The sequence below is a fragment of the Pseudomonas putida genome (genome assembly GCF_028682475.1).
GTDB lineage: Bacteria > Pseudomonadota > Gammaproteobacteria > Pseudomonadales > Pseudomonadaceae > Aquipseudomonas > Aquipseudomonas putida_AG.
In genome coordinates, this window is the sequence record NZ_JANHLE010000008.1 from 111,599 (window position 1) to 135,896 (window position 24,298).

A 24,298-nucleotide genomic window follows, 5' to 3' on the forward strand; every position below is an offset into this window, starting at 1 on the left:
CTCAAGTGCGCCCCGCAAAGTTGTTGAGTCGTGCCTGACGTCCTGCTCCCAGCAAGTTCACTTTCAACCAGGTGACATGTTCCAGCTCATCCAGCCGGATCCCCAATGCAAACTGCGCAGGGTCGTGGCCATTACAATCAATTTCCCAGGTCAGGCCCTCTTCGCTCATCCGTTCAACTTGCCCGAACATCGGCTTGGACCGGATACCCAAACCGATCACATTCGGCCCTTGCCAGGTCAGCAGTACCTGCTGGCCGGGTAACAAGTCCTGCCCCGGCGCCGGTTGTACATGCAAGCGGTAGCTCGAACCTTGACGGAATGTCAGGTCCTCGGAAGGCGTGACAGGGTTGTCATCGAGCTGGATCGTCCACTGTGGTGCAGGAATGATCTGGATCTGGAACGATAGCTGTTGCTCGCCCAGCCTGGCCGTGAGGGTAAATTCACCGGCCTTGTCGAGCGGAAATAGCCACGCACTCACGCCCGTCACATCAGAGAGTTGTGCCTGCTCTGGTGGTTCTGGCTGGTCAGTTCTGGACCAGAGCACCGGGTAGCGCGCGACGGGCTTCTTGCCTTCGCTTGGCGGCTCGTGATCCTGCTCGGAATCAACACGTACGCCGACCGGCAGCACATTCCCGGGAGCAGCAACAGCGGTTACACACGGGCGCGAAGCGGGCACCATGGTCGGTCCGGAGAGTATTTCAAACACGTGCTCCAGCAGGTCTGGCTCTTCTTGCGCGCCAGACCCTTGAGCATAGATAGCGCGGATACTCACGTGACCTGCCTGGGCAGGTGTGAAGGTTATCTTCGCAATACCTTGATCATCTGTCTGTGAGAGCAACGCTTCCGGGTCCAGCCCTGCACCTTCGATGACCCACTTGATTTCGCTGCCTACCGACGGATCACCCCAGAGCCCGATCAGCCTGCAACAAACAGTGACTGCTTCGCCGGCAACGTTGCTGGATTCCAGGCGCAGCTTATGATCTCTATCGATAGAGGGCCGGTCGACAAAGGTGATCGCCGGTAGACGAACGGTTCTTCCGTTGAACTCGGCTTTAACGTTGCAGACCCCGGCATAACGGCTGACCAAGCGCACGCGGGCGATACCCTGGCGGTCGGTATGCACATCGGCTGAGAGCAATCGGCCCAAGTCGGTTTCCCAATGAACAAGCCGATCGATCCCTTGATTCTCGAGGTAGTCCAAAAGCTGGACATACAATTCGACCTGCTGCTTTTCCCCAGCCAGTGGATTGCGCTTGGGCAAATCGTCGTCGCCGGAGAGCTTCTCGACCCTCAGACTCGGTTCGTGGCAGTCGATAAAGACCGGAGGTGCATACACATCCTGATCCAGGCCAATTCTGGCCAGGACCCGGGCGATGCCCATAATGACACCTGGATTGAGGACAACGGTTGTCACCCCATCTTCGTTGGTAAAGGTCTGTCTCTGGTGCAGGCTGCCAGCATCGCTGACTTCCCAGCGCACCGAAATACCCTGCAGCGCTTTACCACGCAGATCCTTGATCGTCAGCGTGACCGTCGCGACATTGTCATGCGCGACATCGCCAGCCACCAGGCGTACAGCGGAAACCGTACATGCCGTGGTGACACTTTGCCCAACTTCCGCGACAGGACCTCGCTCAGTTGCCAACGATTGCGCAGTCAGGCAACTGAGTGCGTTCTGTGCGGCTGCCCGATATTGCTCATCAGTCGATTGCAACTTGAGAGCACCCAGTTCAAGTACTGAGCGCGCACTCAGGCCGGTCTTCTGACACAGCGTATGACAGCGCAGCAATTTATCGAATTCAACCAGGGAAAACACGATGCCGTAACTGTTCACGGTCATCGCCACTTCCAACACTTCGCTTGCGCCCCACCCCATGAACTGCGCGACTTTGACCGCCGCCGCATCGCGTACCAGGCGTAATTGATCCTCGCTCGGAGGCACATCAGTAGCAAAAAGCTCCGGATCGTTGACCAGCCACAAGTAGTGCAGCAGCTTTTCCGCGGGTTGCTGCGCCATGCCGGTGAGCCGCTGGTAGAGGCTAAGGTAATAGAGTGTCGGCAGGCTGACGTCGCCAGCCGGAAAGCCAAACCAGCCCTCTCCCCAGCTACGTGCATGGTTTTGCAGCATGCCGGCGTCCAGCTGAAACTGCTCAGCGATGCGCGCCAGCCTGCTCAGCTGTGCGAGCTCCGCCAGCAAACGCTTGTACGTATCGGCGTGCTCCCCATCATCCGAGTGCACGGCCATGCGCAGCAAGCCAGGACGACTCAGGGTTGACAGGTCGCCGGACAGCGACAGTGCTCTGGCTGTGGCCAGCAAGTTGAAGACGCTGTATCTGGACCAGAACACCAGGGGTAAAACCAGCTCCGCAGGCATCGGCAGATAGTCCGCCAGACTTTCCTGCACAACCGCTCGTTGAGCGGCGCGGGCGCGTAGAACAATTGCGAGAAGGGTTTCCAGTATTTGTTGCTTTTCCTGGACGACCGGCACAATCGAATTGCTGCGCACACGTTTATGCGTTTGTTGGTCTTCGCGCGGCTCTTCGCATTCGGGATCTTCCTGGCCATTGAAGAGGCTATTGAGTAGCGCTTCGATGATGCTCCTGGCGCTGTCCGCATAATCCTCTTCAGCGACCGCTACGCCGTCTTTGACAATGCCGTCGAGGTCGACCAGATCACGCAAGCGACATAGCCAGTGAGGGGTCATGAGTTCACGTACGCCATTGCCCTCTGCAGAGGGCACTTCGATTGTGCTTGGCACTCCCGCTTCCAGCAAGGTCGTACGGGTGATCCTTACAGGTTCCAGACGACTGTTCAACTCACGTAACAGCCTGCTTTCCGCATCGGTGGAGACGGCCTGCGGCACACGCAGGTGCTGGATGAGCCAGACCACATCAATCTCATTATCGCGGCACCACTGCACACAAGAGTTCACCGCCACCAGCGTGCCGAGCACATCGGTGTAACCGAACACCTGAAATGTAACATTGAGCGGAATCCCGGCTATCTGCCGGACAAGAGACTCTCCGCCCTCATCAAGCACTTCAATCAATGCCATAAGGACGATGGGGTGAAGTTTCAGACAGGACGCCAGGCTGGTTATCCGGTAAAAGGACGACAAGACGGGCAGCGTTCGCTCCAGAACCTTCTTTTCCATGGCCGTCGCGATGATACGACCCAGGTACTGGAAGGTTTCCTGACTCAATCCCAGGGCTACACAAATCTGCTGAACCGTTTGCTGCCCGCGCTCATCCTCAGGCTGAATATCAAACGCGCTGCCATCGAGAACCAGCGGGGTGGGGAACAGTGAGTGGAGGTTGAAAATCCGGTCAAACTGAGCCGGCTTCTCTCCTGCCCCGTAGGCTGATACCTGACCCAGCCAGGCGGCAAAGTCCTCGGCGGTCACGGCATAACGCTGGTGAAAATCCTGAAATACACCCAGCGCGCGCAATGTGTTGACGGTCATCCTGGGAGCACCAACGCCTCTTGCTTCGGCGCTAATGGCCGCCATGACCAGGCGATCGGCCTGGTCGAAGGACAAGTTCATCCAGCGGCTAAGGCGAATCATGCGATTCAGGCGATCGGCCCGATCTTCGGTGAGGTTGATCAGCTGATGCGGCGGAACAGGTACTTCTTCATCTTCTGAGGTACTAATGGCGATTGGCGGTTGCACACCGGCGTTGATAAAAACGGCACCAAACCTGGAGGGGTCTGCGCTATCGCCCAGAATCGGCACGTTAGGCGAGATAAAGGGGGCCTGAGTTTCCAGGGCAAATAACGAATCCAGATCCGATCGGTGGACTTCAGTCGCCAGGCAAAAACTATCGGCTCTTTGCAACTCGGACAAACCGTTCACACCGAAATTCTTGATAAAGAATTCGTCTTGCTCGGTGGCAAGGTTATCGGCGTAAAGCTGGTGAGTGCGAGGGTCGCTACGTCGACCACTGCCATCGTTACCTGTAAAAACGGGCGCCTCGATAAGCATCGCTCTTCTGTGCGCGCCCAGCCCGGTACTTTGTTGCATCGCCGCATCCGACAGCAGGGAATGCGCGCCCTTACGAATAAAGTAAGGGTATTCCCCGTCAACGTGTCTGCCTACCTCGCCCAAGGTTAATTCAGGCAAACCGGAAGTCAGCACCCCATTGATTTGATCTTGCCAGCGCTCATACGGCAATAAAAACGGATAACGGCTTTTAGCCAGCGCCTTATCAACATCCTCCTCTTCGTCATGACTGCGCAGGAATCTTTTTATCGTACTTTCCAACACGTCGCTGACAATATCCAAGGTTGAAACGATGCCATTCATTGCTGCTGTATCCAGCACTTTGCTACTCAAATCTGACCGGCGCTCACTGAGACGCAGCTTGAAATCCGCTGCGTCGACTGCCTGTTCAAGTTTCAACGCCTTGCAGTACAGCGCTCTTGCGTAAGCCACCGGAGACGTCGAGGCTTCGATGGCTTTTGGTAGCGCCATCGCATCCCAATCGATGAGAAAGCAGTTGTTATAGGTAGGACCACCGACCAGTGCCGACACGCCATGGCGTTGGCTGAAAGCGCGTCGAATACCGCCACTCAAGGCGTTCTCTCTGAACTGACGGGCCACCACGATGCCAACGCTCTGGGCTAATCCAGAGAGGGTCCGGGCATCAGTGATATGCAGTTGGCTGTGCTTTCGTAACAACGCTTCTGGCGCCGCGTTTACCAGGGCCGTCAATGACCCTGCTTGAGCAACAACGGCTTGCAGCGCCACGGATTGCGACGAAGACCATTGTTGCAGCCATGGCTGATCAATCGACTGCTCACTCTCTTCCATGTCATTTCACCTGGTAATTTGCGTACGCCGATGGTGATGATTTGATGGATAGATAAGTACAGCTAAGCGGCTGGCTCAACTGGCATTTTTGTCAGTAGCGGGGCTGATGGCGTGAGCTTAAAGTGAAGCGGGAACAACCCTTATCGTTGTTCCACGTTGATGGCAGTACTGGCAGGCTACGAAGTCAATCAGGCTGGATCGGATCGGCTGAAAACCAGGCGCCCATCATTTGCGTGACCCCGGCTTTGAACTCCACATGACCGTGCCGGTAGGGTTCCTGGTTGAAGACCATGTCCTTGAAGCGCTTGATGATTTCCTCGTGATCGGCGTCGGGCGATGCGCCCGCCAAGGCGACACTGGCAACCAGCTGAATCTCTTCGCCCGAGGCCCGCGTATCATCGCCGGAGGCAAAAAGGGCGATACTGGTCAGGTAACCGGTTTCTTTGTCCACAGAGCCGGTCAGGGCAACGTAGGAACCGAGCGCTGCGTTGAGAAAATCAAGGGCCTGCCCCGTTTCGATGTCCGTCGGGTCAATGGCAAAAGGCTTGTCGAGCGCTTTGAAGGTTGCGTTCACACGATCGGCGTAGTGCTTGGGTGTCATCCCCAGCGTCACGTAATACACCAATTGGCCGTTCTGTACCTTCACCGGGCTGCGAGGTGCACGGACCTCCACCGACTCGTCGACGGCGAAGATAGGGGGGACAGGGGCTGGTGCAGTGTTGTTCCAGCCAGAAAATAGCGCAAGAACCAGGACCAGCACACCCCCGACGCCAGCGATCACTTTAAGCTGTCTGGCCGTGTTCACCGCCGGGTGGTCTTCGCCGCAGTTCGGGCAAACGATGGCATCGTGGTCTACGGGTTGGTTGCACGACTTGCACAGCGTGACGGTCATCAACAGCGTCCTTTCGTCCTTGAAAATGGAAGGACGATTGTAACGCCTGACCGCCCCGTGTGGGAGCTGGCCTTGCCAGCGATGCAGGCACCGCGTAGCAGCTGGCGATGCGTCGATCCCATCGCCAGCAAGGCTGGCTCCCACAGAGATTCAACCGCAGTACCTACAAGGCGTGAATTTCGCGAATCAGCTTCTTGTTGATCTTGCCGACGCTGGTTTTCGGAATCTCCTCGACAAACCGCACGTGCCGGGGCACCGCCCATTTGTTCAGGCGGCCACTGTCGACAAACTGCTGCAGGTGCTGCGCCAGGGACTTTTGATCCAGTTGCACACCCGCGACACAGACCACCAGGGCCAGCGGCTGCTCGCCCCATTGCGCATCGGCGATCCCCACCACCGCCACCGAATCGACGCCAGGGTGCTGGCTGATCAGGCTTTCCAGCGCCACCGAGCTGATCCACTCGCCGCCGGTCTTGATCACATCCTTGATCCGGTCGCGAATCTGCACCACCCCACGGTCATTGATGCAAGCCATGTCGCCAGTGTGCATCCAGCCGCCAGCCCACAACGCGGCGCCTTGCTCGGGCTCTTTCAGGTACCCCTGGGTCAGCCACGGCGCGCGCACCACGACTTCACCCAGACTTTCACCGTCGTGCGCCACGTCATGGCCCTGCTCATCGACGATGCGCAGGTCCACCAGCGGGATCGGCACACCGGCGTTGATCCGCAGCGGTACCTGCTGCTCCATCGGCAGAGCCAGGTCTTCGGGGGTCAGGCTGGTCAGGCACAGCAGCGGACAGCTCTCGGACATACCGTAACCGCAGTGCACCCGAATCCCGCGCGCACTTGCCCGTGCCGCCAGCCCCTGGGTCAAGGCGCTGCCGCCGAGGAGCATTTTCCAGCCGACCAGGTCGGTTCTGCGGCCCTCATCGCAATCGAGCATCATCTGCAGCAGGGTCGGTACGCAGTGGGAGAACGTCACCTGCTCTTCCCGGAACAGGCGCACCAGCTGGTTGGGCTCGTAGCGCCCGGGATACACCTGCTTGATGCCAAGGGCGGTGGCGACATACGGCACGCCCCAGGCATGCACATGGAACATCGGCGTGATCGGCATGTACACATCACCCGAGCGCAGCAACGGCTCGCCGCCACAGGCAGCAAAGGTGCCCAGCTCGTTGAGGGTATGCAGCACCAACTGACGATGGGTGAAGTAGACGCCCTTGGGGTTGCCGGTGGTGCCGGTGGTGTAGAACAGGGTCGCCAGCGAGTTTTCATCGAAGTCGGGGAAGTCGAACTGACTGTCGGCTGCGGCCAGCAACGCCTCGTACTCACCCAGCACCGATAGTTCAGTGGCGCACGGCTCGGCGTCGCTGAAGCGGATAAAGCCTTCCACCGTCTGCAGTTCACCCTGCAGCTGCTCCATCAGCGGCAGGAAATCGTCATGCACCAGCACCAGGCGGTCCTCGGCATGGTTCATGGTGTAGAGGATCTGCTCGGCAGACAGGCGTACGTTGACCGTGTGCAGCACCGCACCGATCATCGGCACGGCAAAAAAGCATTCCAGCGCGCGGTGGCTGTCCCAGTCGAGCAAGGCCACGGTATCGCCAGGTTTGACCCCGGACTGCACCAGCACATTGGCCAGGCGCTGGATACGTTCCAGCAAGGTCGTGTAGGTGTAGCGCAGCTTGTCGGCGTAGACGATTTCCTGGCCGGGTTGATAGCGCACGCCGGAAAGCAGCAGGCGCTTGATCAGCAATGGATAGCTATAGGCCCCGGGAGCCGGGGTGATAACGCGGGTGTTGATCATCTCGGGGTCCTTCACAGTTGATCGGCATCGAGCAGGAACAGGCTGGCACTGCCGGCCTTGACCGTGGCGCTGAGCGACTGGATACGCGGCAGCAGACGGGCGAAATAGAACCGGGCAGTGCCCAGTTTGCTGGCGTAGAACCCGGATTGCGGCTCCTGTTTCAGGGCGACATCGGCCATCTGCGCCCACATGTAGGCGTACAGCGTGTAGCCGAACACATGCAGGTACTCTACTGCTGCTGCACCGATTTCCTGCGGGTTACCTTGGGCGCGGTCGAGCAGCCAGGCGGTCAGCTCGTCGAGGTTTTCGACTGCGGCCAGGAGGGGGGCGCTGAACTCAGCTGTCATCGCGGGGCAAGCCCGCTCCCACCGGGGGGATTGGGCGAATGCTTTGATTTGCGCGGAAAGCAAGGCGTAAGCGCGGCCACCGTCGGCGACCAGTTTACGGCCCACCAGGTCCATGGCCTGAATGCCATTGGTGCCCTCGTAGATCTGGGTGATGCGGCAATCGCGAATCAACTGCTCCTGACCCCATTCGCGGATGTAACCATGGCCGCCGAACACCTGCTGGCCGTGGACGGTGGCTTCCAGGCCCATGTCGGTCAGGAACGCCTTGGCCACCGGCGTCAACAGCGCCACTTGTGCCTCGGCGTTGCTGCGCTCGGCAGGGTCCTGGCTGTATTTGGCCAGGTCCAGCTGCAGCGCGACATAAGTGGAAAACGCCCGCCCGCCTTCGTTCAGGGCTTTCATGCTCAGCAGCATGCGGCGCACGTCCGGGTGCACGATGATCGGGTCGGCAGGCTGTTCAGCCGCTACCGGGCCAGTGGGTGCCCGGCTTTGCAGACGCTCACGGGCATACTCGATGGCGTTCTGATAAGAACGTTCGCCCAGCGCCAGGCCCTGAATGCCAACACCCAGGCGTTCGTAGTTCATCATGGTGAACATGGCGTTCAGGCCCTTGTTCAGGTCGCCGACCAGATAACCGACGGCGCCATCGAAGTTCATCACGCAGGTGGCCGAGGCCTTGATGCCCATCTTGTGCTCGATCGACCCGCAGCTGAGCGCGTTGGCTTCGCCCAGCGAGCCGTCCGCTTCGACCATCACCTTCGGCACCAGGAACAGCGAGATACCCTTGGCACCGTGCGGCGCATCCGGCAGCTTGGCCAGCACCAGATGAATGATGTTTTCCGACAGATCCTGCTCACCGCCGGTGATGAAGATCTTGGTGCCGCTGATGCGGTAGCTGCCGTCGGCCTGCGGTTCGGCGCGGGTGCGGATCAGCCCCAGGTCAGTGCCGGCATGGGGTTCGGTCAGGCACATCGAGCCGGTCCAGCGCCCTTCGTACATGGCCGGCAGGTACTGGGCCTTGAGTGCTTCGCTGGCGTGATTGAGCAGCGACAGGCAGGCGCCGGCAGTCAGCATCGGGTACAGGCCAAAGGACAGGTTGGCGGCGTTGAGCATTTCCTCGACCTGAGCACCGATCACTTTGGGCATGCCCATGCCACCATATTCCACGGCACCGGCCACGCCCACCCAGCCATCCTCGGCGTAGCGGCGATAGGCGTCGGCGAAACCGTCCGGGGTGATCACCCGGCCCTCTTCCCAGCGGCAGCCCTGCTCGTCGCCGCTGCGATTGAGCGGGGCCACCACCTGGGCAATGAGCTTGCCGGCCTGTTCGAGAATCGCCTTGGCCGTGTCGGCATCGACCTGCTCGGCCAACGCTGGAATCCGTGACCAGACGGCCGGAATGTCGAAGACCTCATTGAACAGAAAATCCATATCGCGCAAAGGTGGAAGGTAATCAGACATTTTGCGAACACTCGACTGCTTGGGTGGTGTGTTTTAGCCGGTCGTCAGTGACGGTACCGGGAGCGGTAACCTGGGCCTTGTTGCCAGGCAGAAGGAAGTACGACAGCGCCGGAATCAGGATCAGCGCACCGAGCATGTTCCACAGGAACATGAAGGTCAGCAGGATGCCCATGTCGGCCTGGAACTTGATCGGCGACCAGGCCCAACCGACCACCCCGGCCGCCAGGGTGATGCCGACCAGGCCGACGACCCGACCGGTAAAGGCGACGGCGTTCTCATAGGCCTCGGACAGCGGCATGCCTTTACGCTGGTAGTGCAGCTGGACGCTGAGCAGGTACAGCGCATAGTCGACGCCGATGCCCACGCCCAGGGCGATCACCGGCAAGGTGGCGACCTTGACCCCGATGCCCATCATCACCATCAGCGCCTCGCACAGCACCGAAGTGAGCATCAGCGGTACAACCGCCACCAGGGTGGCGCGCCAGCTGCGGAAGGTAATCAGGCAGAACACAGTGACGGCCAGGTACACCAGCAACAGCATGGTGCGGTTGGCATCACGCACAACGATGTTGGTCGCCGCTTCGATACCGGCGCTGCCAGCGGCGAGGAGGAACTGGCGGTCTTCACTGCTGTTGGCCTGGGCGAAGCGCTCGGCCACCGCGACCACTTCATCCAGGGTGTCGGCCTTGTGGTCCTTGAGGTAGGCGATCACCGGCATTAGCGAGCAGTCGTTGTTGAACAGCTCCGGGGCATTGACCGAGGCCTGCTGCGCGGCGTAATTGAGCACATCCTGGTTGCGCTGGATGCTGTTGAGCTTGGGGTTGCCTTCGTAGGTACCGGCGGTGATCTGGCGCACGGCGTTGGTCAGCGACAGCGTGGTCTGCACCCCGGCGTGTTGTTGCAGCTCCCAGGCCAGGCGGTCGGCGAGCACCAGGGTCTGGTAACGCAGGCAGCCTTCGGGAGCGGTCTTGATCATCACCGCGAAGGTGTCGCTGGACAGCGCGTAATGGCCGGTGATGTAGGCATTGTCGCGGTTGTAGCGCGAGTCGGCGTGCAGCTCCGGAGCACCGCTGTCGAGGTCGCCAATCTTCAAATGCAGGCTCAGGGCAAAGCCCCCTGCCCCCAGCACTGCAGCCACCAGCAAGGCCGCCGTCGCCCACTTGCGCGTGGTAAAGCGATCGAGCAGGTCCCAGAGCTTGCCGAAGCCACGGTGCTCGGCGGCCCGCGAGTCGATGCGCAAGGCGCGCTCGGCGGCTTTGCGACCGACACCGACATAGGACAGTGCCACCGGCATCAGCAACAACGAGGTGAAGATCAATACCGCCACGCCGATACTGGCGGTGATGGCCAGGTCCTTGATCACCGGGATGTCGATCAGCATCAGCACGGCAAAGCCCACCGCATCGGCGAGCAGCGCGGTGACACCGGCGACGAACAAGCGGCGGAAGGTGTAGCGCGCAGCCACCTGACGATGGGTACCGCGGCCGATGTCCTGCATGATGCCGTTCATTTTCTGCGCGGCGTGCGACACGCCGATGGCGAAAATCAGGAACGGCACCAGGATCGAATAAGGGTCGATGGCATAACCCAGCCAGGCGACAATGCCCAGTTGCCAGACCACCGCCGTCAACGAACACAGGACCACCAGCAGGGTACTGCGTACACAGCGGGTGTAGAGGTAGATGATCACCAGCGTGGTCAGCACCGCCAGGGCAAAGAACAGCATGACCTGGATCAGGCCGTCGATCAGGTCGCCCATCAGCTTGGCAAAGCCGATCACGTGAATCTTGTAAGGGCCCTGCGCCTCGTACTGGCTGCGCAGTTGCTCAAGCTTTTGCGAGAACGCGTGATAGTCGATGCCACGGCCGGTAGCCGAATCCTGGTCCAGCAGCGGCACGATCAGCATGCTCGACTTGAAGTCGCGGGCGACCAGGCTGCCGACGATATTGGCGCGCTCGATGTTCTGGCGCAGCTGCTCGATGTCGGCCGCCGCACCCTGATAGCTGTCGGGCATCACCGGCCCGCCCTGAAAGCCCTCTTCCGTGACTTCGGTCCAGCGCACTGCCGGGCTCCACAACGACTTCATCCAGGCGCGGTCCACGCCCTGGCTGAGAAACAGCTCGTCGTTAATCTGGCGCAGGGTCTGCAGGTAGGCCGGGTCGAAGATGTCGCCTTGGGTGTTTTCCACCACCACCCGCAGAGAGTTGCCCAGGCCGCGCAACGACTGGCGGTTTTCCAGGTAGTTCTGGATGTACGGGTGGCTCTGCGGAATCATCTTCTCGAAGCTGGGCCGCAGTTCCAGGCGCGTCACGGCCATGAACCCCAGCACCAGGGTCGCCAGCAGCATCATCAGCATGAACGGCAGGCGATGATTGAACACCAGGCGTTCCAGCCAGTTGCCGGAGCGGGTGTCGAATTCGCCGAGGGTGCGGATCACCGGCAAGGTGTCTTGTTGGATAGTGGCCATCAGGTTTTTCTCTTGTTATGGGGACGGCAGTTATTCAACGGCGAGCGTGCGCACGCCACGTTCGCCCACCAGCACCAGTTCGCTGGCAGCATCGAATGCCGCCGCGCTGATCGGTGTGCGCGCCGCTTGCCTGACCTGGGCGAAACTGGCGCCGTCGTCGCGGCTGAGCAGTACATGCCCGGCCTGGCTCAGCAGCCACAGCTGTCCGGCGCTGTCCAGGCTGCCTGCGGTGATGCTGTTGGCAAGGTCGGTGGTCACTGGCTGCCATTGCTGGCCGCCGTCGGTGCTGCGCAGCACATGGCCACGCAAGCCATAGACCAGGAGCACCCCCGGCTTGCCGGTGGCGCCAAAGAACGTGCCGCTGTAAGGCGTGGTCAGCCGGGTGAAGTGCTGGCCATCGGTGTCGAGCTTGAGCAGCAAGCCCTGCTCACCGGTGATGTACAGCGCACCATCGACACTGGCGAGGCTGGTCAGGTGCAAGCCTTGCGGGTTGTCGCTGCGCTCCAGCCACGGCGTCCAGTGCTGGCCACCGTCAGTGGTGTGCAGCAGCAGGTTGAAGACACCGACGGCAAAGCCGTTGTGTTCGTCGGCGAACCAGACATCCAGAAACGGTTTGTCGGCGCCCTCTTGCACCAGCCGTTCAGCTTCGCCGATCAGTGCAGGCCAACGTTCGTCCTGCGGTGCGGCCTGGGCCTGGGCGCGGTAGTAGGCCAGCACCTGCTCGCCGAGCACGCGACCGTCCAGTTGCTTTTGCCAACTCACGCCGCCATCGCGGCTGTGCAGGATCACGCCGTCGTTACCGACTGCCCAGCCCTGCTCGGCACTGGGAAAACTCACGGCGTTGAGGTCGGCACTGGCCGGCACGCTGGCCTGTTGCCAATGGCCGCCGTTGTCATCGGAATACAGAATGTGCCCACGCGGGCCGACCGCCACCAGGCGTGCGCCGAGGTTGGTCACATCACGCAACGGGCTGACCGTCGCCAGGACGCTGGGCATGGCCGGCAGATCCAGCACATCCGTGTAGGGCGCGGCCTGTGCCGCACCTTGAAGGGCGGCCCACGTCAGCATCAACGCAGTACAGCGCTTGAGAAAATACATACCGGGTCCTCCGGATCGCCGCTGCACGCAGCAGGCTGCTCGACAAACGTTCCGGCATCAGGGGCGATGCCGGAGCGTACCTACCTTGTGGGCGGATTCAGCGAATACCGGCGCCAGCCAGCGACTCAGGCGACCACTGGGTTTTGGACAGCGGGTCGATGTAACGAATGCCGCCGTAAGCACCGACTACGCCATTGAGGTTGTAGGTGCCGCCGATCAGGTCGTAGATCATGAAAGGCGTGGCGTCCGGGGTCTGTTTGTCGTAGCTCTGGCTGAGGAAGGCGAACGAGCCACGGTACAGCTGACCACGGGCGTCATACTGGTCGGAGGCCAGAGCGATCCAGCTGTCCTCGTCGAGGTAGAAGCGGCGCTTGTGATAGATGTGACGGGCACCGTCCTTGAGCTTGCCCTCGACCACCCACACGCGGTGTTTCTCCCAACGCACGAACTGCGGCGCCAGATGGTTGGGGGTGATGAGCTGCTTGATGTCGGTGTTATAGGTCAGCTTGTAGGTGTTGTAAGGCACATACATTTCCTGCTTGCCGACCAGGTTCCAGTCGTAGCGGTCCAGGGCGCCGTTGAAGACGAACACGTCATCATAGGTACCCGAGCCCGAGGTCCCCGGGTTGGGGGTGTCGTAGGCCAGGTTCGGCGCCAGCTTCACCCGGCGCTGCCCCGGCAGGTACTGCCAGGCGCTGCGTGGCTGCACCAGCGGGTTGGCAGCGTCACGCAGCATCATCGCTTCACCGGCACGGCGGGCAGGCGCGGTGTACACCAGCTTCATCTGGTAGTAGGTGTCTTTGGCACCGATGGTTTTGTTCATGTCCTCATAGATCGGGTAGCTGATGTTGGCTTGACCGGTGGTGGACAGGGTCGGCACACCCGCGGAATCGACGTTCCAGGAGTCGTACTTGGCCGCCATGCTCACGCCCTGGTAGCGCAGGAGGAAGTTCCACATGGCCTCGGCACCGGTCTGCGGAATCGGGAACGGAATCCCCGGCAGCACGTTTTCAACGGCTGCGCCGCCTTCCTGGCTGTGCGCACCGACAGCATTTTTCGCGGTGTTGTCCAGCACCTGCGCAGGCAGCGCCACGGTGCGGTGGGTCGGGTAGACATCAACCGAGAAGGTCGGGAAGCGCTTGAGCAGCTCCTGGGTGGTCGCCGTCAGCTGGCCTTTGTACTGATCAGCGTTCTTGCCATTGATGACCAGCAGCGGTTTTTCCCCGGCAAACGGGTCGGGACGCATGCTGTCGCCGTTCTTGAAGCTGGCCGGTGGGGTAACCAGCCCGCCCTGGTAGGCGGGAATCGAGCCGTCGGCATTGGCGGCGCTTTCGGCACCGATGCGGGTCAGGCTGGTGCCGAGGCGGGCTGCCTGGTCGCTGGATACAGCGGCCTGGGCAGAATGGATTGCAGCCAGGGACAGACAGGTAGCTAAAAGTGTACGCACGTAGTTCATGATGATTGTTTTCCTGCGTGATGTCTGAAGGAAAGACGTGACTTAAAAAGTGGTTTTAACGGTCAGGTACAGCGCGCCACGGTCCTCAGTGGTCGCCCCGCCGCCAGAAAAAGAGGCATAGCCTCCGCCGTAGCAGGTGTAATCCTGCTCGCCGTCCAGGGCATTGGGAGTCGTGCCATCGGTCTGGCCGTTCTTGCACGACTGCGTCTTGCCAAAGCTGTCGACGTACTTGAGGTCGACGAAATACTGGTTGTAAACGGCGGCGCTGACGCCCACCGCGTAGTTGCCGGTGTCCTCGGCGCCGCCGCCCTGCACCGGCGAGACGCCATCGAGACCGACGTTGACCGACAGCGGCATGCTCAGGTCGACACCGGGCATGACCTGGTACCAGGTCGGGGTGAAGTTGACGGCGATGCCCCAGTTGTCACGGGTCGGTTTGTCGATCCCGCGGTAGCTGCTCTTGCCCTTGTACAAGGCCTCGTTGTGGCCATCGAGCTTGAGCAGGTTGCTGTAGAACAGTTCGCCCAACAGGGTGGCGCTATCGAACAGCGGCGTATCGGCGATGGTCATCAGGCCGTTGAGGGTCCAGTGCAAGGTCTGGCCGGTGGCACTCAGACCGTCGCCGTCACTGGGCACGTCAGTGATCACACCACTGCTCGGCAGGCGTGGCGGCAACAGACCGAAGCCTCCAGCCAGGCCGCCTTGGCCCGGCGCGCTGACGATCGCCGGAATGCTCGCCAGCGGCATGTTGTGGCGGATGTTCAGGTCGCTGCCGACGCTGATGCCGGCGACGTCTTTGGACAGGCTCAGGCCATAGACATCGATGTTGTCGGCGTAGGCAAACTGGTAAGTGGCGCTTTGCAGCGAGTTGTAGAGGTTGCCAACCGCGCCCTGACGACCGGCTGGCGGGTTGCCGAACGGGCCACGGGAAACCGTCAGGCCACGGGTATCAAGCCAGGCCTGCGGAAGGATTTCCGAAGTCTTGCGGTAGTAGAAGCCCACGGTGCCGCCCAGCCATTCAGGCGACCACTTGGCCATCACGCCCCAGTCACCGCTGTTGCTCGGGGTCAGGTCGTCACCACGACGGATGCTGGTCAGCGCGCCGCGCACCGGGATCAGCCCGGGGGTGCCGGTGTGACCCAGGAGGAAACTCTGGGCGCCCTCACCCACCACATCGGAGCCGCCATAGTAGGTGCCTGCTTCCGGCAAGCGAGCGGCATCCCAGTTGAAGAAATACTGCGCGCCGATGGTCAGTTCCGGGTTCACCAGGAACGAGGTGGACAGCTGATTGCGCGGTACGAACAGCTCCTTGGCTTCAGTGCCCGGCGAGGCCGCCAGCTTGGCCAGGTCCAGGCCGGACTGGCCATAGCTGAGCGAGTGCACCGGGTTGAGCAGGGTCTCGCCCCAGAACAGGTTGTGCTGGCCCAGTTTGCCGCTCAGTTGCGAGTTCTCGCCCACTTCAGTGCTCATGAACACAAACGCATCGAGCACTTCGCCAGACGGGCCGGTGTAGTAGCGTTGGGCATAGTTGCTCAGGTGCGGGCTGCCCAGCGGGGTGCCGGTACCCGGCAAGCCGTTCAGGCTCGGCACGATGCCGGAAGTGTCGCCGTTGCCGTTGACGAACGGGTTGGAATTGGAACCGGTGTTCTCGTAAGCCTTGTCATACCAGCTGGCAGCACTGACGCGAAAGCCCATGTTGCCCTGGTAGATCACATCCAGCTCGGTCAGCAGGTCGACGCGGTTGGTGATGTTGGTACCGGCCTTGCGGAAGTTGTAGTCGCCGTCGTTGTTGTTCGGCGTTGCCAGCATGCGTTTGTCGGCGCTCTCGGTGCGTACGCCGTAGTTGTACTTGACGGTGTTGTCCAGGCGCACGGCCCAGTCTTCGTTCCCGGTATCGAGTTCAAACGCCTGAGCGCCAGGCAAAGCGAGCAAACCGATGGCACAGACCAGCAGACGGCGCTGCGACGGCACAGCGCAATGAGTGCGGTGTTTTGGCATTACGATGACTCCACGAATTGTTATTTTTGTTATCGCCGCCCGACTGATGCGGGCGTTGGTCAAGCGTCCGTGCACTACTGCAGGATTAACGGTCCAGAATCTGAATGAAGGTTTCGGCCTGAGGCCATGGGCCAAATCCGGCAGCCGGGTTCAAGTGGCCGACTTCGCCAAGGAGCTCCAGCTCGCTGCCCCAGCCTTCGGCCATGGCGGTAACGGCTTCGAGGCTGGCCAGGTGATCGTTGCTGCTGGCGGCCACAATACTGGGGAACGGCAAGGGGGTGATGGGCAGCGGCGCCCAACCGTTGGCGCGCAGGGTGTCCGGGCTTGGGTAAGCTGCGGGCCATTGCGCGTTCAGGTCCGGTGGTGCCGCCAGCAAGGCGCCTTTGATCTTGCGGTTAAAACGTGCGGCCCAATGGGCGACCATCAACACACCGGCGCTGTGCGCCACCAGCACGACGTCGCCGTCGATCTGCTCCAGTTCGCGCTGGATCGCTTCGACCCGGGCGTTGCAGTCCAGGCCGTTGACCTGCAACGGCGGTACTGAGCGGACCTTTTCCAGGCGCGCCTGGAGCAGCGTCTGCCAATGCTCGGCGACATGGTCGCGCAGGCCGGGGACGATCAGAACGGTAGCGGCGGTATGCAATCTTTCCACATCAGCACCTATGCTCAGGAGAGTCAGCTCACCCCGTTGGGGGAGCGCTTCGAGAGTCACAGTAATCACCCCTCCCCCTGGGTGCTTTACATTGAACGTCAGTGACTTCACATTTGATGACACGGGTGCGGGCAGCCGTCCGCTACGCTTGAACAGTCGGAAACTGACCCAGGATGAGGGGCAGCAAACGACTTTTCATTTGATGACACTCAGGCTATAAGAAGCAACCCGCCACAGAAGCGGGACGCCTAATGAGAAATGCGTGGAAAACAATAAAATGACCGCCCTTGTCCGTGCTGCAAGCTTGACCAATTACCTCGAAGTGTCGCGCCACGTGGGGTTGAACCCGCATGCCTTGCTGGCCCAGGTGGGCCTGAGCGCGGCATTGCTGGATGATCCCAACCAACGCCTTGCGGTCTCAAGCGTGATTACCCTGCTGGAAGAGTCGGCACGGGTCAGTGGCTGTGAGACCTTTGGCTTGCGCATGGCCGAATTGCGCCAATTGTCCGACTTTGGCGAGATCAGCCTGCTGCTCAGTCATCAGCGCACGCTGCGGGATGCCTTGCAGGTGATCGTGCAGTACCGGCATTTGCTCAATGATGCGCTGGCAATCCACATCGAAGACGCTGGCAAATCGGTGATTATTCGTGAAGAGGTGGTCAGCGACCTGCCACGTAGCAGTCGTCAGGCCACCGAGCTTGCGATCGGTGTCATGCGGCGTCTGTGTGCTGCGGTGTTGGGGGCGCACTGGCATCCGATCAGTGCCAACTTCACCCACGCCGCTCCGGCCGATCTGGCGATCCATCGGCGGATTTTTGGTTGCAAGCTGGTGTTTGGCAGTGAGTTCAACGGCATTGTCTGCCCGGCTGCCGATCTGGATGCGGCCAATCCGCTGGCCAACGAGGCGATGGCGCGTTTGGCCCAGCGTTATCTGGATACGCTACAGGCCGGGGGCAAGTTGTCGCTGGAGCTGGAGATGCGCAAGACGATTTATCTGCTGTTGCCGATGGGACGGGCGACGATCGAGCAGGTGGCGCAGACGCAGGGGATGAATGTGCGGACCTTGCAGCGGCGGCTGGAGGAATGTGGGGTGACCTTCAGTGATCTGATCAACGGCGTGCGGCGGGATCTGGTGGTTCGCTATCTGGAGAATCCCAGTTATTCGTTGGGGCGGATTGCGGATATGTTGGGGTATTCGATGCCCAGTTCGTTTACGCGCTGGTTTATTGCGCAGTTCGGGATGCCGCCGGCGGCCTGGCGGGTGCAGCATGGGGTTCAGCAGCGTTGAGGTTTTGGGCTTTGGGCTTTGATGGTTGGGGGCATATCCATTGGCGGCGGTGGCGCTTAATCACCTTTCCGCCCTTACGGCGGGTTACTTTGGCAAACGCCCCAAAGTAACGCAAAGGGCTTGCCCCACCAGGGGCCCTCCGCTGCGCTCCGGGTCCCCTCGCTGCGGCGTCGCTACGGGGTATCGCGAGCTACGAGTTGCAAGCAACTCTACGCTTCGCGACTTCGGCTACGCCGAAGGTGCTACGCACTCACCCCTTCGCAACGCCTCCGCTCGGCCCTTCTGGTTAACGGGGCAGTAGATCAAGATCAAAAGCACAATTCGCTTCGCTCTTGCTTATCGAGGTGTGCCGACAGTCGAAGTGGCTAACGCTTTAAAAAAGGAAAGCTGAATCAATACAAAACGTAGCCCTCTACCCAAAGCAAGAGCGCAGCGAATTGTGCCCTTGATCTTGATCTGCTTTTGATCTTGATTTTGATCCACCGGCCCCGTTAACCAGTAGGGCTGAGTGGAGGTGTCGTGGAGGGACTAGCGCGCAGCGCCTTCGGCGTAGCCGAAGTTGCGAAGCGTAGAGTTGCTTGCAACTCGTAGCTCGCAATGCCCCGTAGCGGCACCGGAGCGAAGGGACCCGAAGCGTAGCGTAGGGCCCCTGGTGGGGCGAGACCTTTGCTTACTTTGGGCTGGGCCGGCACACCGGCGTTTGCCAAAGTAAGCCGCCGTAAGGGCGGAAAGGTGATTCAGTGCCGCATTGGCAAATGGATATGCCCACAACTCCGAGGGCCTCATCGCGGGACAAGCCCACTCCCACCGGGCAAATCAGATTCCACTGACTAGCCAGCGTCTGGTCCTAGGACCTATCCTACGCAATCTGTCGGCCTCAGTAGCTTGCCCGGGGAAGGTCTTCACACTAGGCTCGCTCGGTCACTGAATATTCGGTGATCGGGTTTGGCGACCCGGCAAATACATGCAGACATACCCCTGAACGATGGCTGGCGTCCTGGACGCTTGCGCCTCTTTTATGGTGGCTGTGCGCGGGAGGGCTTAGGCCCTGCCGGGGTTTCCTGCGTTGATCCGGTTCGCCAACCCGCGTACAGCTACCACCCATTCTCGTTTGGCGACGAGGGAGTGGTGGCTCCATCAACCAGGAGCACCATGATGAAAAAGCCCGTCCCCGATCCTCCCAGCCTGCACCTCATTGAAACGCTCGAGACCGACGTCCCCAGTTGCCCGGAACATCCACCCCTGTTCAGCGTACGCGCCGGCATCAATGCTGAAGATGCGCTGGTGCATGCTTCGTTTTACCTCAAGTGCGCCCGTACCACCGTTATCGAGTCCGTCCGCCATACCAACAAGGAAGGACGAGGCTTGGCCTGGTCCACCCAGCATTCGGTGGAGATGGCCATGGCGCTGCTTGATGCGTTGCTGGACGGGCTAGAAGCGCGACAGATGCCAGACTGATCAGGCTGCTGTAGGAGCGGATTTATCCGCTCCTACAAAAGATAGGCGCTCCCACCCCGTTACAACCCCCAATGCATCAATGCCAACACCAGCAACACCAGAAACACCGTCTCCCCGACCATCAACGCAATGGGCTTGAAGCCAACTTTGGCCAGCTCCTTGAGCTGCGTCTTCATCCCCAGCGCACTGATAGCCACCACCAGACACCAGCGCGACAGATCATTGACCCCGCCCTGGACCACCGTAGGCACCCACCCCGTACTATTGAGACAAGCCAACAACACAAACCCCACCGCAAACCACGGCAACAGCGGCGGCCGCTGCCCACCGGTATCATCCCCGGACCGCCGGGTAATCATCGCCGCACAGACAATCACCGGCAGCAACATCGCCACCCGCATCAACTTGACCACCGTGGCAATGTCCCCCGTCTCGGTGGACATGCTGTAACCCGCCCCCACCACCTGCGCCACATCATGAATAGTGGCGCCGAGAAACACCCCGGCTTGCGGCGGTGACAGCTGCAACCAATCGGCAATCATCGGATAGAGGATCATCGCCAGGGTCGACAGCGCCGACACCCCGATCACCGTGAACAGCGTCGCATGCTCCTTCTGCCGGTGCGCCGGCAAGGCTGCGGCCAACGCCAACGCCGCCGACGCACCACAGATCGCCGTCGCGCCACCGCTCAACATACCGAACAGCCGATTGAAGCCCATGGCCTTGGCCGCCACCATCGACACAGAAATGGTCACCACGACAATAATCACCACCAGCGCCACCGGCTTCCAGCCAAGGCTGGCAATCTGCTCCAGGGTAATACGCATGCCCAGCAGCGCCACGCCGATACGCAGCACCGTGCGGGCGGTGAATTCAATTCCGGCCTTGCAGCTGCCGTCAGCCGAGAGAAAATTCAGTGCCAGGCCCAGCAACAGGGCAAACAACATCACCGGTGCATCGTAATGCTCACTGAGAAAACTCGCCGCCGCCGCCGCGATCAGACTCACGATAAAACCTGGCGCAAGCGCTCGCACCCGGTTGTTAACGGCAGTAATTGCCATGGTGCTCATTGGCCGCACTCCTCGGATTCGATCACGATAAACACCTGCTCGCCCTGACGCTCGACCGGGTAACTGGCTACCTTGAGCTGGGTGGAATTGAGCAGATAACCACTGGCCAGATCGAAGCGCAGGCCATGCGCGCAACACTGGATCACTCGCCCATCCAGGCGCCCGCCACACAACGACGCGCCCTGATGCGGGCAGCTGTCGTCGATGGCATATAACTGGTCGGCGACGTTGAACAGCGCCAGGCTCTTGTTATCAAAATCCAGCAGCACACGGCTGTCGCGTGCTGGCACCTTGGCCTGCGGCACGCAGTAGCGGTAACTCATGCCACTGCCGCCTGATTCAGCGCTTCCCGCATCACGCCAAGCAGCACCTGGGCCGGTTGCGCGCCGCTCACCACCTGCTGGCGGTTGAAACGAAAACAAGGCACACCCTCGTGCGGGTAGTCGTCTGCGCCAATGAACGGGCTGGCATCGCCACGCAGGCAGTCGGCGACCTGCGCGGGACTCAAGCCACAGTTCTGGGCAATGTGCAGCAAGGTGACCGGATCGCCCAGGTCCTTGCCTTCCTGGAAGTAAGCCGCAAACAGCTGTGCCAGCAACGCCTCGACGCGCTCAGGTTCACCCAGGGCCACCGCGCGTTGCAGGAGGCGGTGCGCGTCGGCCGTGTTGGGCATGCGGCTGATACGCGAGAAATCGATGTTGACCCCCGCCGCTTCCGCTACCGCACGTACCTGAGCCTGACGCTGGCGCACAGCCTCTTCGCTGCCCAGACGCTTGCGGTAGAACGCTTCGAACGGTTGACCGGTCCTGGCCATGTCCGGCAGCAGTTGCACGCCGCGCCAGCACAGATCGATTTCGACGTCGGGCTGTTCAACCAGCAACTGCTCAAGCGCACGCTGCAGATGACGCTGGCCAATCAGGCACCAGGGACAGATGAAGTCGAAGAACACTTCGATGGATAAGGTTTGCTTCACGGTTTTACCTCTTGAATCTGCCCTGCATCAGGTGCTGGTTGCACCTGCCCCTCCAGGCGAGCCATGTCGCTGTGGTAGTGGCGCTTGGCAATAAAAAACACCGCCGCCGCGCCGATGCTGATCAGCGGCACCAACTGGAACGCGGCATGCAGGCCGATCAGATCGGAAACCCGGCCGGTAATCAGCGGCCCGGTGGCCAGGCCCAACAGGTTGTTGCACAGGGTCAGGGTGGCGAACGCGGTGCCGTGCACCGAATAGTGGGTCAGGTTGGCGACCATGGCACTGGACGGGCCATTGGTACCGACGGCAATCATCATGCCCAGGCAGATCAGCACCAATTGCCCAGTGCCTGAGGGCAGCGCAAAGGCCACCGACAACAACAGGCAGCTGCCCAGGCAATAAGCGATCGCCAGACTGATTTTGCGGTCCGGACGCTGACGGCCCAGACGGTCGCAGAGCATCGCGCAGAGAATCGTGCCGATACCGCTGCACAGCACGATAATCGCGGCGACAACGCCCGCCTGGTCGGTGCCCATGGCGTAATAGCGGTTCAGGTAGCTGGGCATCCACACGATCACCGTGCCACCGACGAACAGTTGCAGGCCGCTGGCTACATAGGCGGCGATCACCGAGCGGCTGCTGTACAAAGTGCGCAACGGACGGCTGACCTTGCAGGGTACCGTCGAGCGCGGCGGCGAGATCTTCGCCTCTTTGACCAGCAGTGGATACAACAACGCCAGCATCAGGCCAAAAAGCGCCATGCCGGCAAAGGCCCAGCGCCAGCCCAGATGCTGGGCCATAACCCCGCCCAGGGCCATGCCCAGCACCGAGCCGAACATGCCACCGGCCATGAAGGCACCGGCGAGGGTCGCGCGCATGTCGCGCGGGAACACCGCAACCACTACAGCGATGCCGACGCTGCCATAGGCCGCTTCGCCAACGCCGACCAGGAAACGGGCGACAAACATCTGCTGATAGTTTTCCGCCAGGGCGCACCCCAGGGTCGCCAGGCTCCAGAGCACGGCCATCAGCACCAGGCTTTTGACCCGGCCAAAGCGGTCGGCCAGCAGTGAAAGCGGAAAGGTCAGCAGCCCGACCATCAGCGCAACGATACCGCTGAGCAGGCCGAGCTGGCTGTCACTCAGAGCCCATTCGCTCTTGAGCAGGGGGAATACCGCGTTGAGCACCTGGCGCGACATGTAGTCGGAAATCAGCAGGCCAAAGGTCAAGGCGAAGACAATCCAGGCATAACGCCTTGGAATGCCACGTGAAGTGTCGGCACCGTCATCTGCGGCGCTGGCGATATAGGCGGCCATGCTGCCTCCTCTGTTGTCTGGCGTAAGTCTTGTTGTTATCGAAAGCCTGACTAACAGCGCTGTTGGTTAGGGTGGGTCGGCCCGCCGTCACAGGCCGACCCTGTCCGGTCAGCCGCGCTGTGGTACACCCTTTTGGCCCGGCTGGCGGTTAGGCGCCATGCCGTTGGCTTTGAGTGTCTCTTCAATGCTGCTGTACTGCTGGCCGATGCGGTAGATGGCACGGGCTTCTTTACCGTTGGCGATCTCACGGCCCAGTTCATGGGCAACGCGCACGGTCTGCTTGATCTGATCCACCGAACCGAAGCGCTTGCCCTGGTGGTCGATGATGGTGTCTTCGTTGCCGCAACGTGGGTGCAGGCCCATGGCCAGTGCCATGGTATTGAACGGCAGCACGTTCTTGAGCAGCGATTCTGCGGTCAAGGTGCAGCCGTCCGGCGCGCGGTGAATGAAGTTGAAGAAGTTGAACGGATTAGGACCGTCGAAGCCGCCACCAATGCCGATCCAGGTCAGGTTCAGCGGGCCCATGTAGTCGCCGCGGCGCACGATGCGCTCGAGGGTTTCCAGGGCATGCATGCCGGTCAGCTGGAAGTGTGGCTGAATGCCGCTCGCCTGCAGGCGACGCAGGTGCTCGCGGACCCAGGCAGGGCCGGCTGGCACGGTCATTTCACTGTAGGCAGCCTGAATTGCCGGGTGGGCCAGGGAGGTGCCTTCCAGGTATTCCGGATACAGCAGCTCCATGATGTTCATTTGCGTGGTGTTGATCGCCACGGTGACCTGATCAGGTTTTGGCGTCAGCTCAGCGAGCATGTGGCGGGTGTCGTCCGACAGCCATTTGGCCGCTTCGCCGTCACTTTCCGGGGCGAAGGAAATCGAGCCGCCCACTTGAATGATCATTTCCGGCACGGCTTCGCGTACGCCAGCAATCAGTTCGTTGAACTTGGACAGGCGTTTGGAGCCTTTGCCATCGAGTTCACGTACGTGCAGGTGGAGCACGGTGGCGCCTGCTTCATAGCAGTCGACGGCTTTCTGGACCTGTTCGTCCATGGTCAGCGGAATGTCTTCGGGAAAATCCTCAGGCATCCATTCCGGGCCATACGGGGCGACAGTGATCACCACCTTTTCCATGTTTTCCGGGTGTAACGAATCATCGAAGAATTGCATGCTGCGGTCCTCTATCTTGTTATTGTCTTGGCTGCACTGAGCAG

Annotated in this window: 16 protein-coding genes; 2 read left to right on the top strand and 14 right to left on the bottom strand. The window is 60.9% G+C overall.

Annotation, left to right across the window (positions count from 1 at the left end; translation table 11 throughout):
* Position 1: 1 nt before the first annotated feature.
* The 9 genes from NPS47_RS09445 to NPS47_RS09485 form a co-directional block, all read right to left on the bottom strand.
* Complete coding sequence (locus NPS47_RS09445; protein ID WP_274294724.1) at positions 2-4,810, bottom strand: Tc toxin subunit A; 4,809 nt, start codon at positions 4,808-4,810, stop codon at positions 2-4.
* Positions 4,811-4,994: 184 nt separating this feature from the next.
* Entirely contained in the window at positions 4,995-5,702 is a 708-nt protein-coding gene (locus NPS47_RS09450; protein ID WP_274294725.1) for a zinc ribbon domain-containing protein, read from the bottom strand.
* Between the two features lie 163 nt (positions 5,703-5,865).
* Positions 5,866-7,509: a fatty acid--CoA ligase gene (locus NPS47_RS09455; protein WP_274294726.1), complete on the bottom strand. Its 1,644-nt coding sequence runs from the start codon at positions 7,507-7,509 to the stop codon at positions 5,866-5,868.
* 11 nt (positions 7,510-7,520) lie between these two features.
* Positions 7,521-9,317, bottom strand: a complete 1,797-nt coding sequence (locus NPS47_RS09460) for an acyl-CoA dehydrogenase C-terminal domain-containing protein (RefSeq protein ID WP_274294727.1) — start codon at positions 9,315-9,317, stop codon at positions 7,521-7,523.
* A complete protein-coding gene (locus NPS47_RS09465) occupies positions 9,310-11,784 on the bottom strand; it encodes an efflux RND transporter permease subunit (protein WP_274294728.1) in 2,475 nt (824 codons plus the stop codon). Before NPS47_RS09465 ends, NPS47_RS09460 begins: the two co-directional genes overlap by 8 nt.
* 30 nt (positions 11,785-11,814) lie before the next feature.
* Positions 11,815-12,882, bottom strand: coding sequence for a WD40/YVTN/BNR-like repeat-containing protein (locus NPS47_RS09470; protein WP_274294729.1), 1,068 nt, complete (start codon positions 12,880-12,882; stop codon positions 11,815-11,817).
* A 97-nt stretch (positions 12,883-12,979) separates the two neighbouring features.
* Positions 12,980-14,338: a DUF1329 domain-containing protein gene (locus tag NPS47_RS09475; RefSeq protein ID WP_274294730.1), complete on the bottom strand. Its 1,359-nt coding sequence runs from the start codon at positions 14,336-14,338 to the stop codon at positions 12,980-12,982.
* A 42-nt stretch (positions 14,339-14,380) separates the two neighbouring features.
* Complete coding sequence (locus NPS47_RS09480; RefSeq protein WP_274294731.1) at positions 14,381-16,336, bottom strand: DUF1302 domain-containing protein; 1,956 nt, start codon at positions 16,334-16,336, stop codon at positions 14,381-14,383.
* Between the two features lie 85 nt (positions 16,337-16,421).
* Positions 16,422-16,988, bottom strand: coding sequence for an RBBP9/YdeN family alpha/beta hydrolase (locus NPS47_RS09485; RefSeq protein WP_274294732.1), 567 nt, complete (start codon positions 16,986-16,988; stop codon positions 16,422-16,424).
* 277 nt (positions 16,989-17,265) lie between these two features.
* Here NPS47_RS09485 and NPS47_RS09490 point away from each other — a divergent pair, with 277 nt between their 5' ends.
* Complete coding sequence (locus tag NPS47_RS09490) at positions 17,266-18,276, top strand: AraC family transcriptional regulator (RefSeq protein WP_274294733.1); 1,011 nt, start codon at positions 17,266-17,268, stop codon at positions 18,274-18,276.
* A 1,155-nt stretch (positions 18,277-19,431) separates the two neighbouring features.
* The gene (locus tag NPS47_RS09495; protein WP_274294734.1) at positions 19,432-19,734 is read left to right on the top strand and encodes a DUF6124 family protein; all 303 of its coding nucleotides are present in this window, start codon (positions 19,432-19,434) and stop codon (positions 19,732-19,734) included.
* 59 nt (positions 19,735-19,793) lie between these two features.
* Here the strand turns inward: NPS47_RS09495 and NPS47_RS09500 are convergent, their stop codons facing one another.
* The 5 genes from NPS47_RS09500 to NPS47_RS09520 all read right to left on the bottom strand — a co-directional run bounded on the left by NPS47_RS09500 (position 19,794) and on the right by NPS47_RS09520 (position 24,254).
* The gene (locus NPS47_RS09500) at positions 19,794-20,804 is read right to left on the bottom strand and encodes a YeiH family protein (RefSeq protein ID WP_274294735.1); all 1,011 of its coding nucleotides are present in this window, start codon (positions 20,802-20,804) and stop codon (positions 19,794-19,796) included.
* Positions 20,801-21,127, bottom strand: coding sequence for a Rieske (2Fe-2S) protein (locus NPS47_RS09505; RefSeq protein WP_274294736.1), 327 nt, complete (start codon positions 21,125-21,127; stop codon positions 20,801-20,803). Before NPS47_RS09505 ends, NPS47_RS09500 begins: the two co-directional genes overlap by 4 nt.
* A complete protein-coding gene (locus NPS47_RS09510) occupies positions 21,124-21,777 on the bottom strand; it encodes a DsbA family oxidoreductase (RefSeq protein ID WP_274294737.1) in 654 nt (217 codons plus the stop codon). Before NPS47_RS09510 ends, NPS47_RS09505 begins: the two co-directional genes overlap by 4 nt.
* Complete coding sequence (locus NPS47_RS09515) at positions 21,774-23,093, bottom strand: MFS transporter (RefSeq protein WP_274294738.1); 1,320 nt, start codon at positions 23,091-23,093, stop codon at positions 21,774-21,776. Before NPS47_RS09515 ends, NPS47_RS09510 begins: the two co-directional genes overlap by 4 nt.
* Positions 23,094-23,201: 108 nt before the next feature.
* Positions 23,202-24,254, bottom strand: coding sequence for a 3-keto-5-aminohexanoate cleavage protein (locus NPS47_RS09520; protein ID WP_274294739.1), 1,053 nt, complete (start codon positions 24,252-24,254; stop codon positions 23,202-23,204).
* Between the last annotated feature and the right edge of the window lie 44 nt (positions 24,255-24,298).

Coding starts and splice junctions, on each gene's coding strand:
- NPS47_RS09445 (WP_274294724.1), bottom strand. CDS start 4,810: ATGGAAGAGAGTGAGCAGTCGATTGATCAGCCATGGCTGCAACAATGG.
- NPS47_RS09450 (WP_274294725.1), bottom strand. CDS start 5,702: ATGACCGTCACGCTGTGCAAGTCGTGCAACCAACCCGTAGACCACGAT.
- NPS47_RS09455 (WP_274294726.1), bottom strand. CDS start 7,509: ATGATCAACACCCGCGTTATCACCCCGGCTCCCGGGGCCTATAGCTAT.
- NPS47_RS09460 (WP_274294727.1), bottom strand. CDS start 9,317: ATGTCTGATTACCTTCCACCTTTGCGCGATATGGATTTTCTGTTCAAT.
- NPS47_RS09465 (WP_274294728.1), bottom strand. CDS start 11,784: ATGGCCACTATCCAACAAGACACCTTGCCGGTGATCCGCACCCTCGGC.
- NPS47_RS09470 (WP_274294729.1), bottom strand. CDS start 12,882: ATGTATTTTCTCAAGCGCTGTACTGCGTTGATGCTGACGTGGGCCGCC.
- NPS47_RS09475 (WP_274294730.1), bottom strand. CDS start 14,338: ATGAACTACGTGCGTACACTTTTAGCTACCTGTCTGTCCCTGGCTGCA.
- NPS47_RS09480 (WP_274294731.1), bottom strand. CDS start 16,336: ATGCCAAAACACCGCACTCATTGCGCTGTGCCGTCGCAGCGCCGTCTG.
- NPS47_RS09490 (WP_274294733.1), top strand. CDS start 17,266: ATGACCGCCCTTGTCCGTGCTGCAAGCTTGACCAATTACCTCGAAGTG.
- NPS47_RS09495 (WP_274294734.1), top strand. CDS start 19,432: ATGAAAAAGCCCGTCCCCGATCCTCCCAGCCTGCACCTCATTGAAACG.
- NPS47_RS09500 (WP_274294735.1), bottom strand. CDS start 20,804: ATGAGCACCATGGCAATTACTGCCGTTAACAACCGGGTGCGAGCGCTT.
- NPS47_RS09505 (WP_274294736.1), bottom strand. CDS start 21,127: ATGAGTTACCGCTACTGCGTGCCGCAGGCCAAGGTGCCAGCACGCGAC.
- NPS47_RS09515 (WP_274294738.1), bottom strand. CDS start 23,093: ATGGCCGCCTATATCGCCAGCGCCGCAGATGACGGTGCCGACACTTCA.
- NPS47_RS09520 (WP_274294739.1), bottom strand. CDS start 24,254: ATGCAATTCTTCGATGATTCGTTACACCCGGAAAACATGGAAAAGGTG.